Source organism: Streptosporangium becharense, assembly GCF_014204985.1.
Classification (GTDB): Bacteria; Actinomycetota; Actinomycetes; order Streptosporangiales; family Streptosporangiaceae; genus Streptosporangium; species Streptosporangium becharense.
On the sequence record NZ_JACHMP010000001.1, the window covers coordinates 3,935,390 to 3,949,878 of the forward strand.

The 14,489-nt window shown below is 69.6% G+C and carries 16 protein-coding genes; 9 read left to right on the forward strand and 7 right to left on the reverse strand.

Features of this window, described 5'->3' with window-relative positions; translation table 11 throughout:
• Positions 1 to 190: 190 nt before the first annotated feature.
• From rpmH to F4562_RS17335, 8 genes are all read left to right on the forward strand, one after another.
• Positions 191 to 328: a 50S ribosomal protein L34 gene (gene rpmH, locus F4562_RS17300; RefSeq protein ID WP_184543430.1), complete on the forward strand. Its 138-nt coding sequence runs from the start codon at positions 191 to 193 to the stop codon at positions 326 to 328.
• Positions 329 to 437: 109 nt separating this feature from the next.
• A complete protein-coding gene (rnpA, locus tag F4562_RS17305; RefSeq protein WP_184543428.1) occupies positions 438 to 812 on the forward strand; it encodes a ribonuclease P protein component in 375 nt (124 codons plus the stop codon).
• Positions 812 to 1,090 carry a membrane protein insertion efficiency factor YidD gene (yidD, locus tag F4562_RS17310; protein ID WP_184543564.1) on the forward strand — a complete coding sequence of 93 codons (279 nt, stop codon included), beginning with the start codon at positions 812 to 814 and terminating at the stop codon, positions 1,088 to 1,090. Before rnpA ends, yidD begins: the two co-directional genes overlap by 1 nt.
• A gap of 4 nt (positions 1,091 to 1,094) precedes the next feature.
• The gene (gene yidC / locus F4562_RS17315; protein ID WP_184543426.1) at positions 1,095 to 2,063 is read left to right on the forward strand and encodes a membrane protein insertase YidC; all 969 of its coding nucleotides are present in this window, start codon (positions 1,095 to 1,097) and stop codon (positions 2,061 to 2,063) included.
• A 34-nt stretch (positions 2,064 to 2,097) separates the two neighbouring features.
• A complete protein-coding gene (locus F4562_RS17320; protein ID WP_184543424.1) occupies positions 2,098 to 2,595 on the forward strand; it encodes a Jag family protein in 498 nt (165 codons plus the stop codon).
• Positions 2,596 to 2,914: 319 nt separating this feature from the next.
• On the forward strand, positions 2,915 to 3,625 hold the full coding sequence (rsmG, locus tag F4562_RS17325) for a 16S rRNA (guanine(527)-N(7))-methyltransferase RsmG (RefSeq protein WP_184543422.1): 711 nt from the start codon (positions 2,915 to 2,917) through the stop codon (positions 3,623 to 3,625).
• 243 nt (positions 3,626 to 3,868) lie between these two features.
• On the forward strand, positions 3,869 to 4,735 hold the full coding sequence (locus tag F4562_RS17330; RefSeq protein WP_311734078.1) for a ParA family protein: 867 nt from the start codon (positions 3,869 to 3,871) through the stop codon (positions 4,733 to 4,735).
• Between the two features lie 74 nt (positions 4,736 to 4,809).
• Positions 4,810 to 5,781 carry a ParB/RepB/Spo0J family partition protein gene (locus tag F4562_RS17335; RefSeq protein ID WP_184543420.1) on the forward strand — a complete coding sequence of 324 codons (972 nt, stop codon included), beginning with the start codon at positions 4,810 to 4,812 and terminating at the stop codon, positions 5,779 to 5,781.
• A 244-nt stretch (positions 5,782 to 6,025) separates the two neighbouring features.
• Here F4562_RS17335 and F4562_RS17340 read toward each other — a convergent pair whose 3' ends face one another.
• The 3 genes from F4562_RS17340 to F4562_RS17350 all read right to left on the reverse strand — a co-directional run bounded on the left by F4562_RS17340 (position 6,026) and on the right by F4562_RS17350 (position 10,053).
• Positions 6,026 to 7,084 (reverse strand): threonine aldolase family protein, encoded by a 1,059-nt coding sequence (locus tag F4562_RS17340; protein ID WP_184543418.1) that lies wholly within the window; start codon positions 7,082 to 7,084, stop codon positions 6,026 to 6,028.
• A 375-nt stretch (positions 7,085 to 7,459) separates the two neighbouring features.
• Positions 7,460 to 8,413 (reverse strand): D-alanine--D-alanine ligase family protein, encoded by a 954-nt coding sequence (locus F4562_RS17345; protein ID WP_184543416.1) that lies wholly within the window; start codon positions 8,411 to 8,413, stop codon positions 7,460 to 7,462.
• 407 nt (positions 8,414 to 8,820) lie between these two features.
• Entirely contained in the window at positions 8,821 to 10,053 is a 1,233-nt protein-coding gene (locus F4562_RS17350) for an aminotransferase-like domain-containing protein (RefSeq protein WP_221207277.1), read from the reverse strand.
• 294 nt (positions 10,054 to 10,347) lie between these two features.
• On the opposite strand from F4562_RS17350, the gene F4562_RS17355 reads away from it, so the two are divergent.
• Positions 10,348 to 10,968 carry a GNAT family N-acetyltransferase gene (locus F4562_RS17355; RefSeq protein ID WP_184543412.1) on the forward strand — a complete coding sequence of 207 codons (621 nt, stop codon included), beginning with the start codon at positions 10,348 to 10,350 and terminating at the stop codon, positions 10,966 to 10,968.
• 382 nt (positions 10,969 to 11,350) lie between these two features.
• Here the strand turns inward: F4562_RS17355 and trxA are convergent, their stop codons facing one another.
• The 4 genes from trxA to sigM form a co-directional block, all read right to left on the reverse strand.
• Positions 11,351 to 11,674 (reverse strand): thioredoxin, encoded by a 324-nt coding sequence (trxA, locus tag F4562_RS17360; protein ID WP_184543410.1) that lies wholly within the window; start codon positions 11,672 to 11,674, stop codon positions 11,351 to 11,353.
• Positions 11,675 to 11,703: 29 nt separating this feature from the next.
• Complete coding sequence (trxB, locus tag F4562_RS17365; protein ID WP_184543409.1) at positions 11,704 to 12,639, reverse strand: thioredoxin-disulfide reductase; 936 nt, start codon at positions 12,637 to 12,639, stop codon at positions 11,704 to 11,706.
• A gap of 268 nt (positions 12,640 to 12,907) precedes the next feature.
• Positions 12,908 to 13,810, reverse strand: coding sequence for a zf-HC2 domain-containing protein (locus tag F4562_RS17370; RefSeq protein ID WP_184543408.1), 903 nt, complete (start codon positions 13,808 to 13,810; stop codon positions 12,908 to 12,910).
• On the reverse strand, positions 13,800 to 14,447 hold the full coding sequence (sigM, locus tag F4562_RS17375; protein WP_184543407.1) for an RNA polymerase sigma factor SigM: 648 nt from the start codon (positions 14,445 to 14,447) through the stop codon (positions 13,800 to 13,802). The genes F4562_RS17370 and sigM overlap by 11 nt, the downstream gene beginning before the upstream one ends.
• Between the last annotated feature and the right edge of the window lie 42 nt (positions 14,448 to 14,489).

The window sequence follows — 14,489 nt, forward strand, 5'->3', positions numbered from 1 at the left end:
CGCGGATAACCTATAGCCGCGTGCTCTCCGGTTTGACCTGGGGCACGCCTGACCCGTAACGTACGACGGTCGGCTTATCACGCGGCGGCTATTTCGCATGCCCCGCAACCAGATAGGCCAGCCGTTGTCGAGCGTCCCCATGTGCTCGTCCCCATGTGCTGGGGATGGCCTTTTAGCCTGGAGCCCACTCGTGAGCAAGCGTACTTTCCAGCCGAACAACCGCCGCCGCGCGAAGACCCACGGCTTCCGGCTCCGCATGCGCACCCGCGCCGGCCGCGCCATCCTGGCCGCCCGCCGCCGCAAGGGCCGCGCCGAGATCACCGTCTGACGCGTCCGCCGAGCCCGGTCCGCCGGGCCGAGGCAGTAGCGCCTGGTCGCCCGCCGGTCGGATCCCGGCGGGCGATAGCCGTATCTGCCCTGGGTCGTCAAGGTCTCTGGTGTTGCCGTCCGGGTCCCGCATGCGCCGGGGCGAGGAGTTCGCCGGCGCGGTCAGAAAGGGAAGCCGAGCAGGCCGTCCCACCCTGGTCGCGCATTTCGGCATGCGCGAAAAGAACGACGAGCCGCCCCTGGTGGGATTCGTGGTGAGCCGCGCCGTAGGAGGCGCGGTCGTCCGGAACCGGGTCAAACGCCGGCTGAGACACCTCATGCGAGACCGCCTCGACCGGCTCCCACGAGGTAGCCTGCTGGTTGTACGCGCCAATCCACCGGCCGCGTCCGCGCGAAGCGAGCGCCTTGCCGCCGAACTCGACGTCGCGCTGGATCGTTTACTCAGGCGGCGAGAGCCCTCGAAGGCTCGCACGGATGGGCGATGATGACGGCGCAGCAGATCACCGGGGCCTCCCCGGCCGCCAGGATCCTGATGGCTCCGATCCGGTTCTACCGGGCCTTCGTGAGCCCGCTGCTGGGCCCCCGTTGCCGTTTCCACCCCTCGTGCAGTGCCTACGGCCTGGAGGCCGTGGCCGTTCACGGCGCGCTGCGCGGCACATGGTTGACGATCCGGAGAATCGGGCGTTGCCACCCATTCCATCCCGGAGGCTTTGACCCGGTGCCCCCACGCCCGGGCCGGTCCGACAACACGCAAGGGAGCTAGCTCGGTGGAGCTGTCCTGGCTGAACTGGCTGTACACGGCCGTCGCCCAAGTAATCACCTGGATCCACCAGGGCTACAGCACATTCCTGCCGAAGGACAGCGGGCTCAACTGGGCGCTGACCATCGTCACGCTGACCGTGCTGATGCGGCTGCTGATCTTCCCGCTCTTCCTCAAGCAGATGCGCTCGTCGAAGAAGATGCAGGAGCTGGCGCCCAAGGTCCAGGAGATCCGCAAGCGCTACCAGCACGACAAGCAGCGGATGAACCAGGAGGTCATGGCGCTGTACCAGGGGCAGGGTGCCAACCCGTTGGGTGGCTGCCTGCCGATCCTGGCGCAGTTCCCGATCTTCATCTCGATGTTCACCGTGCTGCAGGCCATGGCCGCGGGCCAGGCCAAGTTCGGCATGACGCAGGAGCTCGTCGACAGCGCCCGGGCCGCCCACATCTTCGGCGCGCCCATCCCGGCGACGTTCTTCACGAGCTCGGCCGACATCATCAAGCTGGACGCCGACCCGGTCGTCACCAAGATCGTGCTCGTCATCTTCGTCGCGATCAGCTCGCTGACGACGTTCCTCACCGTCCGGCAGAGCGTGACGCGCTCGATCGCGCAGATGCCGGACAACCCGATGGCGCAGCAGCAGAAGATCCTGATGTACATCTCGCCGCTGTTCGCCGTCTTCTCGCTGAACTTCCCCCTGGGCCTGATCCTGTACTGGGTGACCACCAACCTGTGGACCCTGGGCCAGCAGCACTGGTTCTACAGCCGCAACCCGCACACGGCCGACGCCAAGGCCGACGTCAAGGGCGGTCCCAAGGGCGGCACCGCGGTCTCCGAGGCCAAGCCGGGGCTGCTCGGTAAGGTCAGGAAGAACGCACCCGAGCCCGAGGCGCCGTCCGCTCCGGAGCCCAAGGTGACCCGCCGGCAGCCCACCCGCCAGCCCCGTAGCAAGCGGACCGGCAGCAAGAAGCCCTGACGACCCATCACGAAGCACGAAGGAGTGGCCGGACGTGACCGAGACCGAGAAGGAGCCCGCGAAGGCGGTTCCCGATCTCGCCGCCCTGGAGCAGGAAGGTGAGATCGCGGCGGACTACGTCGAGGGTCTGCTCGACATCGCCGACATCGACGGTGACATCGACATGGACGTCGAGGGCGATCGCGCCGTGGTGTCGGTCGTCGACGTCAAGGGCGTCGACCTGGTGGGGCCCAACGGCGAGGTGCTGGAGGCCATCCAGGAGCTGACCCGCCTCGCGGTCCACCGCCAGACCGGTGAGCGCTCCCGTCTCATGCTCGACATCGGCGGCTACCGCGACCGCCGCCGCACCGAGCTGAGCGAGCTCGGCGCCAAGGTCGCCGCGGACGTCAAGCGGAACGGGGAGCCCAAGTCGCTGCAGCCGATGACCCCGTTCGAGCGCAAGATCGTGCACGACGCGGTCGCCGCGGCCGGTCTGCGGAGCGAGTCCGAGGGTGAGGAACCCCGCCGCTTCGTGGTCGTCCTCCCCGCCTGACGCCGCCGGGCGGGTGCTCGCCCGGACATGAGAAGAACGACTCCGCCCGCCGCGACGGGCTGGAAAGGCCGCCGCTCCCGGGTCTCCGGGGCGGCGGCCTTTTCCGTGGCGCGTGAGCGGCCTGGCGAGAAGCCGCTCCTTTCGGTTCCGTGCCGTGTGAGTCGGTTTTCGGTTCCGTGCCGTGTGAGCGGTCTGACAAGAAGTCGCTCCTTTCCGAGAACGGAGGAGTCATCGCTTGCCGCTGTACGTCGCTGCCGAGGTGGGCCGTTAGCCTTGAGACCGCCCGACCCCGACAGTTTCAAGGAAGAGTGAGCGTCGAGTGAGTGACCAGATCCCCGATCCGCCCGAGGTCGCGCGCGAGGTGTTCACCGGTGAGGCGTGGTCCCGAGCGGAGGCGTTCGCGGAGCTGCTGGCCGGTCCGGGAGTGGTGCGCGGGCTGCTCGGCCCGCGTGAGGTACCGCGCGTCTGGGACCGCCATCTGCTCAACTGCGCAGTGGTCGCCGAGGCGGTCCCCCGGGACGTCCGACTGGTCGACATCGGCTCGGGTGCCGGCCTTCCGGGCCTGGTTCTGGCGATCGTCCGGCCCGACATCACCGTCACCCTCCTGGAACCGCTCCTGCGCCGGACGGTCTTCCTGGAGGAGTGCGTGGAGTCGCTGAAGCTCGGCAACGTCGAGGTGCTGCGCGGCCGGGCCGAGGAGTTCGCGGGCAGGAGAGAGTTCGACGTCGCGTCGGCCCGTGCGGTGGCGCCGCTCGACCGTCTGCTGAAATGGGCTCTGCCGCTCCTGCGTGAAGGCGGCGAACTGCTCGCGATGAAGGGTGAACGGGCGGCGGAGGAACTGGCGGACGCCGAGGGACAATTGCGGTCGAGTGGTGTGCGAACCGCCGAGCTTGTCTCGGTCGGGCACGGTAAGGTCGAGCCGCCCGCAACTCTCATCCGAGTGGTCGCCGGTCGGGTTCCCGAGGGACCCCGGAAGACCTCTCGCCGGAAGGATCGCCCCTCGCGAGGCAGGCAGACGCGAGGCCAGTAGGTTGAACCGAGCGAAGCGAGTACGAGGCCAGTGGATGACCGTGTAGGTGCGATCGTCGGAACGACGGGTGGCCTCGGCTGGCCCGCCCCTCCCGTCGCCGCACCCCGTGAACGCCCTTCCGGTCTGGGCTGGCCGGCATCGCCCCCCGGTGCCTCGACCACGCCGGTTGAAAGGACGACGACCGTGACCCCGACCCCCCTTAACCCCGGCGACTCGCCGCTGGTACGAGAGGCACTCAGCTCAGTGGTTTCACGTGAAACACCGGCCCAGCAGAACCAGGTCACTCCCGGCGGCTCCCTCGGAGCCCGCGGCGACGACTGGCCCCGTCCGCCGAAGACCCGCATCTTCACCGTCGCCAACCAGAAAGGCGGGGTGGGGAAGACCACGACCTCGGTGAACCTGGCCGCCGCCCTTTCCATGCACGGCCAGCGGGTCCTGGTGGTCGACCTCGACCCGCAGGGCAACGCCTCGACGGCGCTGTCCATCGAACACCGCGGTGACGTGCCGGACATGTACAAGGTGCTCGTGGAGGACCTGCCGCTGGTGGAGGCCGTCAAGCCGGTTCCAGACATGCCGAACCTCTACTGTGCCCCCGCGACGATCGACCTGGCCGGTGCCGAGATCGAACTGGTCTCCATGGTGGCGCGCGAGGCCCGCCTGCAGCGCGCGCTGGCCGCCTACAAGGAGACCGAGCTCGACTACGTCTTCATCGACTGCCCGCCCTCGCTCGGTCTGCTGACCGTCAACGCGCTGATGGCCGCGACCGAGCTGCTGGTTCCCATCCAGTGCGAGTACTACGCCCTGGAAGGGCTCGGCCAGCTGCTGAGGAACGTCGATCTGGTCCGTGCCCATCTGAACCCGTCGCTGGATCTGTCCACCATCCTGCTGACGATGTACGACGGACGCACCCGGCTCGCCTCCCAGGTCGCCGAGGAGGTGCGTTCCCACTTCGGCGGCTCGGTGCTGAGTACGCTGATCCCGCGGAGCGTCCGCGTCTCGGAGGCTCCCAGCTACGGGCAGTCGGTCGTGACGTACGACCCGGGATCCAGTGGTGCGATGGCCTACATGGACGCCGCACGCGAGATGGCGTACCGTGGCGCGGCCGTGTGAGCGCCGGGGGATTCGCGGCGTCATCGGCCCGGGAAGCCACTGATGGCGGAGAACATTGAGCCGGAGGAGAGGCAGTGAGTAAGCAGCCGAGAGGGATGGGCGGCAAGGGCCTGGCGGCCCTCATCCCCACGGGGCCGCCCGTGGTGCGCGGCGCGGCGCCGGCGGCGACCGCGACGATGGTCGTCACGGAGTCGGCGGAACCGCCCGGCCTCAAGCCGGTCGCGGGTGCCTACTTCCTGGAGATCCCGGTCAAGGACATCGCACCCAACCCGCGTCAGCCCCGGGAGATCTTCGACAACGAGGCCCTGGACGAACTGGCCGCCTCGATCCGCGAGGTCGGCCTGCTCCAGCCGGTCGTGGTCCGTCCGGTGGACGAGGGACGCTACGAGCTGATCATGGGGGAGCGCCGTTGGCGTGCCGCGCAGCTCGCCGGGCTCTCCGACATTCCCGCGATCGTACGGAGCACCCAGGAGGACAAGCTCCTGCTGGACGCGCTCATCGAGAACCTCCAGCGCGAGCAGCTCAACGCCCTGGAGGAGGCGGCGGCCTACGAGCAGCTCCTTGACGACTTCGGTGCGACCCACGAGCAGCTCGCCACCCGCATCGGCCGCTCCAGGTCTCACGTCACCAACACGCTCCGGCTGCTGAAGCTGCCTGCGCGGGTGCAGCGCCGCGTCGCGGCGGGCACGATCAGCGCGGGTCACGCGCGGGCACTGCTCCGTCTGGACGACCCCGCGGCCCAGGAACATCTGGCCGACCGGATCGCGGCCGAACTCCTGTCGGTGCGCGAGGTCGAGGAGATCGTCGCGCTGGGCGACGCCAAGGCCGCGGCGGCGCCCGCTCCGAGGGCTCCCCGGGAGAAACCCGCCGAGGAGCCCGCTCTCCGGCACCTGGCCGACCGCCTCTCCGACCGTTTCGAGACCCGGGTGAAGGTCGACTTCGGCCGGCGTAAGGGACGCATCGTGGTGGAGTTCGCGACCATCGACGACCTGGAGCGGATCCTCAGCACGATGGCCCCCGGGACGATGCAGGAACCGGAAGGGTAGACCGCCGGCTCACGGCCTCTCCGCTGCGGACGGGCTTCGCTGTTTCACGTGAAACAGCGAAGCCCGTCCGCGTGTCACCGGCTGTGCGTGCCTGCGTGGTGATCGGCCGGTCGCTCCGGGGAGAGCCGGCCCGCCGAGTAGGCCGGCACGCCCGATAGGTCGAGACGCGGAGGATCACGCACCCGTGTTTCACGTGAAACGGTGCTCGTTGGAAGGCGTTCGTTTCACGTGAAACAACGGTCGATCAATCGCCGGTCACCTCGTGGACCACGAGCCGGATGTCGGCGAGGAAGGCGTCGACGTGTTCGGGAGTGGTGTCGAAAGAGGTGACCCAACGGACCACGTTCTCGGCCGCGTCCCAGACGTGGAACAGGTAACGCCGCTGAAGCTCCGCGATGGCCTTCTCGGGCAGGACGGGGAAGACGGCGTTCGACTGGACGGGGTAACGCAGCGAGACGCCGGGAAGCCCGGTGACGCCGTCGGCCAGACGGTGGGCCATGGCGTTGGCGTGGGCGGCGTTCTCCCGCCACAGACCGTCGCGAAGGAGGGCGGTCAGCTGGGCGGAGACGTAACGCATCTTGGAAGCGAGCTGCATGCCCTGCTTGCGGAGGAACAGGGCCGGGCCGTCCAGTTCGGGGCGGAGCACGACGAGTGCTTCGGCCCCCATGGCGCCGTTCTTGGTGCCGCCGAAGCTGAGCAGATCCACCCCCGCGTCGGTGGTGAGGGATCGCATCGAGCATCCCAGCTCGGCGGCGGCGTTCGCCAGCCGGGAGCCGTCCATGTGGAGGAAGAGGCCGTGCGCGTGGGCGAAGTCCGCGAGCTCGGTGATTTCCTCGGCGGTGTAGCAGGTACCGCACTCGGTCACCTGGGAGATGGAGATCACCCGGGGCTGGGAGTGCTGCACGTTGCCCACCGCGCCGAGCCGCCCGCGGACATCGTCGACGCCGATCTTCCCGTCCGCTGTGGGCAGGGGGATCAGCTTGGTTCCGAGCACGCGCTCGGCCGCACCGCACTCGCTGGTATTGATGTGCGCGCTCTCCGGGCAGAGCACCGCGTCATAGGGGCGTAGGGCGAGCCCGAGCCCGACGACGTTGGCGCCGGTGCCGTTGAACATCGGGTAGGCCGTCGCCTGGGCACCGAACTCCTCGCGGAAGGCGTTCCGCATCGCCTCCGTCCACGGGTCATCCCCGTACGCGGGGGCGTCACCGGTGTTGGCGTCGAGGATGGCGGCGAGGATCGCCGGGTGTACACCCGTGTGGTTGTCGCTGGCGAAGCTCTTGGGGAAGAGAGTGGATGTCGGCACAGGATCAGCGTAAGGGGAACAGGATCAGCGTAAGGAGGGAGCCGTCACGCCCCCGCCCTCCCTCTCCGCCCCGGAGTGTCCACCGGAGGTGCGAAGAACGGCCGGGAGACGGCGAGGGGCGTCACCCGGCCGGTCCCCACGTGCTGTCCCTCCGCCCTGTCCACGGCGGAGCCGGCCTCGGCGGGACGCCTCCGACGAGAGGTCCCGCCAGGCCCGGCTCCGGGAGAGATCGTCTCGGCGGGGTCGGCTCCGGCGAAGGCGTTTCGACAGGGCTGTCTCCGGCGAGGGCGTCTCGGCGGGGCTGATCTCCGGCCCCCGGCGCCGTCCCCGGATACAGGGCCGAACGCCGGGCCCGACCCCGGACCGGTGTGACGCTCAGGCGCCGCGGGCCGCGGCCCGTTCGAGGAGGACGCGGCAGAGAGTGCCGAGGTCGTCGCCCGCGGCCTCGGCGGCCATGGGGAGGAGGGAGGTCTCGGTCATGCCCGGGGCGACGTTCACTTCGAGGAAGTGGGGCAGCCCGGCGCCGTCGACGATGATGTCGGTACGCGAGATGTCGCGCAGGCCGAGAGCCGTGTGCGCGGTCACGGCCATCCGGGCACACGCCTCCATGACCTCGGGCGAGAGGCGGGCGGGGGCGAAGAACTCGGTGTGCCCGGCGGTGTAGCGGGCGGCGTAGTCGTAGACGCCCGCGTCGGGCACGATCTCCACCGGGGGCAGGGCGACCGGCCCGTCACCGAGGTCGACCACGGAGACGGCGACCTCGACGCCCTCGACGCAGCGTTCGATCAGCGCGGTGTCGCCATAGGCGAAGCAGCCGACCATGGCCGCGGGGAGATCCGCGGCTTCGCGGACGACCGAGGCGCCCAGCGCCGAACCGCCGCGAGCCGGCTTGACGAACAGCGGCAGGCCCAGGCGCTCCACGATGCGGGCGAGCACCGCGGTGGCGCCGAGGTCGTGGAAGGTCTCCTTGGGGAGGGTCACGGATTCGGGGGTGCGCAGCCCCACGGAGCGGACGACCGCCTTCGCGGTGGGCTTGTCGTAGGCGACCCGGCAAGCGTCGGGATCGGCGCCGACGTAAGGGACCGACAGCAGCTCCAGGACCGAGCGGATGGCCCCGTCTTCGCCCGCGCCTCCGTGCAGGGTGACGAAGACCGCGTCCGGCGGGTCGGCGAGCACCGAGGGGACCAGCGACGCGTCGGTGTCACGGGTCTCCACGGATATGCCCGCCGCCTGGAGCACCTCGCTCACCCGGCGCCCCGAGCGCAGGGAGACCTCACGCTCGTAGGAGAGCCCGCCCGCCAGGACGAGCACGTGGCCCAGATCACTCATCCGAAGTTACCTCTCGCTATGGCCCGCTCCGAGCCTGTCCGGTTGCCGGGCGGCGCGCCGCCCGGCCCCGGCCGCGGACCAAGTCGCCCGCCGCGCACCGGCACGGGAAGTCTCCGTACGCCACCGCAGGAAGTCACCGTACGGCACCGGAGGGATGAGGGCCACGCCGAGGGCACCCGTGTTGACGGACGCCCCGGCTGCGGAGGCCGTTCAGCCCGATGACGTCACCTCCCGGCTCCGGCGGCCCCGGTTCAGATCGCGATTCCGGCAGCGGCGGCTCACGGCCCTCCGGGCCGTCGCCGGCCACCCGAAGCCGTTGCCGATAGAGCGGAAACCGGGACAGTCCCCGAAACCGCTGCCGGTCACCCGAGCCGGGAAGCCGGGACAGTCACCGAAACCGGGAACGGTCAGGCGAGATCGGGGCCCGGCGTGTCGACCCCGATGTGCTCCGGCGGCGATCCGGTGCCGAACGTGTCGCGCAGGCGAAGCTCCTGCTCGATCACACCGGCCAGGCGCCGGACACCTTCACGGATGCGCTCGGGCTCCGGGTAGCAGTACGACAGGCGTATCTGGCGCGCGCCGCCGCCGTCGGCGAAGAAACCGGTGCCCGGCACGAAGGCCACCCGCTCGGCCACCGCGCGCGGCAGCAGCGCCTTGGAGTCGAGCCCTTCCGGAAGGGTCGCCCAGACGAAGAAGCCGCCACCGGGGCGGGTCCAGGTGACTCCGGCGGGCATCAGGGCTTCCAGGGAGGACAGCATGGTGTCGCGGCGCTCGCGGTAGAGCTCCCGGAAGTTCTTGATCTGCTCACGCCACGGCTGGGTGGCGAGATACTGCCCGACGGCGAGCTGGGTGAAGGTGGAGTGCGACAGCACCGCCGATTCCATCGCCAGCACCAGCTTGTCGCGGACGGCGTGCGGCGCCAGTGCCCAGCCGACCCGGAAGCCCGGGGCCAGGGTCTTGGAGAACGAGCCGAGATAGACGACTCCGTCGGCGCTGTCGGCGCGCAGTGCCCGCATGGGCTCGCCGTCGAAGCCGAGCATGCCGTAGGGGTTGTCCTCGACGATCAGCACGCCCGCCCGCTGGCAGATCTCCAGAACCTGCTGCCTGCGCACCGCGTTGAGCGTCACCCCGGCGGGGTTCTGGAAGGTGGGGATCGTGTAGAGGAACTTGATGCGGTTGCCCGCGCTCCGCAGCGCGTAGATGGTCTGGGCCAGCGACTCGGGAACGATCCCCTCGTCGTCCATGGCGATGTGGATGACCTTGGCCTGGTACGCGGAGAAGGTGCCCAGCGCTCCGACGTAGGAGGGGCCTTCGGCGAGGATCACGTCACCCGGGTCGATGAAGATCCGGGTGACGAGGTCGAGCGCCTGCTGGGAGCCGACGGTCACGACGACGTCGTCGGCGTTGGCCTCGATCCCCTCCATGCGCATGACGTCGCAGATCTGCTCACGAAGGTGCGGATCGCCCTGGCCGGAGCCGTACTGCAACGCGACGGGCCCGCGCCGGGCCACCAGGTCGGAGACCAGGTCGCCCACCACGTCGAGCGGGAGGGCGGTGACGTAGGGCATGCCGCCGGCGAGCGAGACCACCTCGGGCCGCGACGCGACGGAGAAAAGAGCTCGAACCTCGGAGGCGACCATCCCGGCAGCTCGTGCTGCGTACCGATCGACGTGGGGGTCGATACGCGACCCGTGAGCCGCGATGGTCTGACCGTGATCTGAGTCTTGGGGCACGGTCCACCTCCTAGATCATGTGGAGCACGAATGCTCATACCAGAGAAACCAGGGTACGTCAGTGGTGGTGGTCGCCTGCGTGTGGGGACGGGACACCCTGAAACCACGCCCCCCTCTGAGCTACGATGCCAGCTGGAGACGCCGTTTTCGCGCGTTTTTCGCCATGGCTTGCACTCGTCTCGCCAGGATTGGGGCCAACAGGTGTCGCGTCGGCTGGCAAACGTCACCCTCGACAATCTCGACGACCTGCCGCACCGCTGCCGGCGGTGCGTCTTCTGGGAGCTCGATCCCGTCAACGGGAACCGGGCGATGGAGGTGGGTGATCCCGGCTTGGAGAAGGAGGCGTGGATCTCCTCCACCCTCCTGGAGTGGGGCAGCTGCGGCAAGATCGTCTATGTCGACGGTGTGGCGGCCGGGTTCGTGCTCTACGCGCCGCCGCACTATGTTCCGCGTTCGGTGGCGTTCCCGACCTCCCCGGTCAGCGCCGACGCGGTGCTGCTGATGACCGCGCACATCATCCCCGAGTTCTCCGGCGGCGGCCTGGGCCGGATGCTCGTCCAGGGCGTGGCCAAGGATCTGACGCGGCGCGGGGTGCGGGCGATCGAGGCGTTCGGCGACCTGAAGTGGGAGCAGCCGGGTGCGTGCCTCATGCCCGCCGACTACCTGCTCTCGGTGGGATTCAAGACGGTACGACCCCATCTGCGATTCCCGCGGCTCCGGCTGGAGCTCAAGAACGCCATCTCATGGCGTGAGGACGTCGAGGTGGCACTGGAGAGGCTTCTCGGGTCCATGACCCCGGAACGGGCCCTGCGGCCGGTCTGAGACGACCTGGGCCCTCCCGGGAAGGCGCCCGTCCTCGGCCCGTCCTCGGCCCGCCCTCCTCACCGGCCCGCCTCCGGCCCGGCGTCGGTCTGCCTCCCGCTCGGCCTGGCTCCCGCCCGGCCCGTCTTCCACTCGGCTCCGGCCCGGTCCTCCAGTTCGGCGCCGGTTCGGCTTCGTTCTCCGTCCGGGCCCTGTCCCGGCGCCATCTCCGTCTCGACTTCGCTTTCCCGCGGTGGAGGGGTTCCCCCGGCGCTCCCTCGGACGAAGGTGTTCCGAGCGTGGAAGAGCCCCCGCCGTCCGGCGGGGGCTCTTCCCGTGGGTGGGTTGCCGCTCGGAAGCGGTGGTACGGCGTGGCGCCGTGGGGTGCGACAGCCGCAGGGGGCTAGATGATGCCCTCGAGCTCGCGAAGCAGCATGGCCTTCGGCTTGGCGCCGATGATCTGCTTCACGACCTCTCCGTTCTTGTAGACGTTCAGGGTGGGAATCTGGAGTACGCCGTATTCGGTGGCGATGGCCGGATTCTCGTCGACGTTCAGCTTGACGATGGTCAGCTTGTCGGCCTGCTCGCCGGCGATCTCCTCCAGGATCGGCGCGACCTGGCGGCACGGGCCGCACCACTCGGCCCAGAAGTCGACGATCACGGGCTTGTCGCTCTTGAGGACGTCGGCGGCGAAGCTGGCCTCCGTCACGTTCTTGATGCTGCCCAAGGTTCCTGCTCTCCCTGTGTCGGTCGGCGTCAGTTGTCGTGGTACTCGGTCAGCCAGCGCTCGGCGTCGAGGGACGCGGCGCAGCCGGTGCCCGCAGCGGTGATCGCCTGGCGGTAGGTGTGGTCGACGACGTCGCCCGCGGCGAAGACGCCGTCCAGGTTCGTCCGGGTGGAGGGGGCCTCGACCTTGACGTAACCCTCGTCGTCGAGCTCGATCTGGCCCTTGAACAGCTCGTTGCGCGGGTCGTGCCCGATCGCGATGAACAGGCCGGTGGCCGCGATCTCGCTCTCCTCGCCGGTCTTGAGGTTGCGCACGCGCACGCCGCTCACCTTGGCGTCGCCCAGCACGTCGACGACCTCGCTGTCCCAGACGAAGCGGATCTTCTCGTTGGCGAACGCGCGGTCCTGCATGATCTTGCTGGCGCGCAGTTCGTCGCGGCGGTGCACGACGGTCACCGATCCGGCGAACCGGGTCAGGAAGATGGCCTCCTCCATGGCGGTGTCACCGCCGCCGACGACCACGATGTCCTGGCCGCGGAAGAAGAAGCCGTCACACGTTGCACACCACGACACGCCGTGGCCCGACAGGCGCTTCTCGTTGGGCACGCCCAGCTCGCGGTAACCGGAGCCGGTGGCCAGGATGACGGACTTGGCGAGGTAGGTGTCGGTGGCGGTCTTGACGACCTTGGGCGTCACGGTCAGGTCGACCTCGACCACGTCGTCGGCGACCAGGTCGGCGCCGAACCGTTCCGCCTGCTTGCGCATCGCGTCCATGAGGTCGGGCCCCATGATGCCGTCGGAGAAGCCCGGGTAGTTCTCCACCTCGGTGGTGTTCATGAGAGCGCCGCCCGCGGTGACCGAGCCCTCGAAGACCAGCGGCTTGAGGTCGGCGCGCGCAGAGTACACCGCCGCTGTGTAACCGGCGGGACCCGACCCGATGATGATTACATTCCGGACGTCTGCCACTGCTGTGCCTTTCCCTGGTGTCGATGCCAACCGCGTCAACAGATCCTAGGCGTCCCTGATTCCCACCGGGCCCGGCGGCGTTCCGCCTCGCCGCAGGGCCGTGTATGCCCAGCCGGGAGCGGTCGGATCGGGGGAAACGGAAAGGCCCGTCGGGGAGAAACGGAAAGGCCCGGCACGGATCTCTCCGTGCCGGGCTCTTTCACACCGGGTGGGGACCACCGGAGCCGGAAGGCCCCGGAAGCTCACCTGGCGGGTGGTCGCGTGCCGGTCACTTCCAGTGTGCGAAGCCGGGCTTGCGCACGTCGTCGCACTGCGGTCCCACGACGTGGACCCGCACCGTGTTCTTGGCCTGGTTGTGCCAGAAGAGCAGGATGTTGGCCTCCTGCCCGTTGTAGTAACCCTGGTCGACGGCGAACGGGGACTTGCCGACCTTCGCCGAGACCTGGCGGACGCACTGGTCGATGGCGGGCGTCTCGGCGGAGCTGCTGATCGCCACCGGCCCGATGTAGTCGAGCAGCGACCCGCGTAGCTCGGCGTCGGTGTAGTTCCAGTTGCTGTCGGTCAGCGCGTACTGGATCGTCTCCGCCGGCGCAGCCTCGGCGATCGAGGGCACCCGGGTCGGGCCGGACGCGGTGAGCGTTCCGTTCGCCAGGACCGTCGCCCCGATCACCGCCGCGGCCATGCCCGCCGCGGCGGCGGGCATCGCCCACCGGCGCCGCCGGGTCGCCTTGCGCCGCTTGGCGGGCACGATGGTGCCGTCGTCGCCGACGACCCCCAGCCGCACGACCGGCTCGGGCTCACGCTCGGGCTCCGGCTCGGGAAGAGGCACGCTCTCCCACGGCGCGGACTCCTGGCGCGCCGCCGTCTCCCATGGCGCGTCGCGCATTATGTCGTCCCAGGCCGGTGCTTCCACCAGCCCAACTCCACCTCCACGGAAGCTATCGGCCTCGGCCGCCAGCGCACGGTCGATCCTGAGCGCGACCCCCATCGGCATCGCCGGGGTGGGCGTGGCCGCGAGCATCTCTCGGACCGCCGCGAGGTCGGCGAGGCTTTCGCCACAGGGATCACAGATCGCGAGATGTTCGCGCACCTGCATGGCCGTGGCGGTGTCGAGGAGACCCTCGGCCAGTTCGGCCAGGATCTCCAGGTCGTAGTGCGTATCACCCGTCACGAAGTTCTGCTCCCTTCGCGGATGAGACGCGAGACAGGTTGGAACGGTTCCGTAGATGAGAAAGAATCGGGGCGAGTTTCGCCCGGCCGCGCGCGCATCGGCTTTTCACCGTGCCGCTCGGCACTTCGAGCACCTGTGCCGCGTCCTCGATGGAGTACCCCATCATGTCGACGAGCACGAGCGCGGCCCGCTGGTCGGCCGGCAGCAGCTTCAGCGCCGCCGACACCTCCATGGAGACCTCGCGCTCGGATGTCTGGTCGAGCACGGGGGTGTCGCGCTCCGCGGCCTGGACGAGCTCGTCGTCGGCCACCGGGCGGACGGATTTCCTGCGCATGCGGTCGAGGCATGCGTTGACCACGATGCGGTGCAGCCACGTGGTGACGGCAGCCTCACCGCGGAAGCTCGCGGCCTTGCGATAGGCCGAGACGAAGGCGTCCTGGACGGCGTCGGCCGCCTCGTCGGGGTCGCCCAGCGTGCGCAGGGCGACCGCCCACATGCGGTCTCGATGCCGCCTGACTATCTCACTGAAAGCGTGCGGATCCCCGGCGAGGTGGCGGGTCAGCAACTCGGCGTCGGGCACGGGGGCCTTCGCCTGTTGCTGCGCCGCCGACGGCGGGGTCTCGGGTGGGGAATTCACAAGGAGAGTCCTGCTATACCGGTCCGGGGGAACACCACTACG

What these genes read in the sequence shown, in the direction of transcription:
- yidD (WP_184543564.1), top strand. Translation starts at nt 812, where the DNA reads ATGACGGCGCAGCAGATCACCGGGGCCTCCCCGGCCGCCAGGATCCTG.
- F4562_RS17345 (WP_184543416.1), bottom strand. Translation starts at nt 8,413, where the DNA reads ATGAGTGATCTGGGCCACGTGCTCGTCCTGGCGGGCGGGCTCTCCTAC.
- F4562_RS17350 (WP_221207277.1), bottom strand. Translation starts at nt 10,053, where the DNA reads ATGGTCGCCTCCGAGGTTCGAGCTCTTTTCTCCGTCGCGTCGCGGCCC.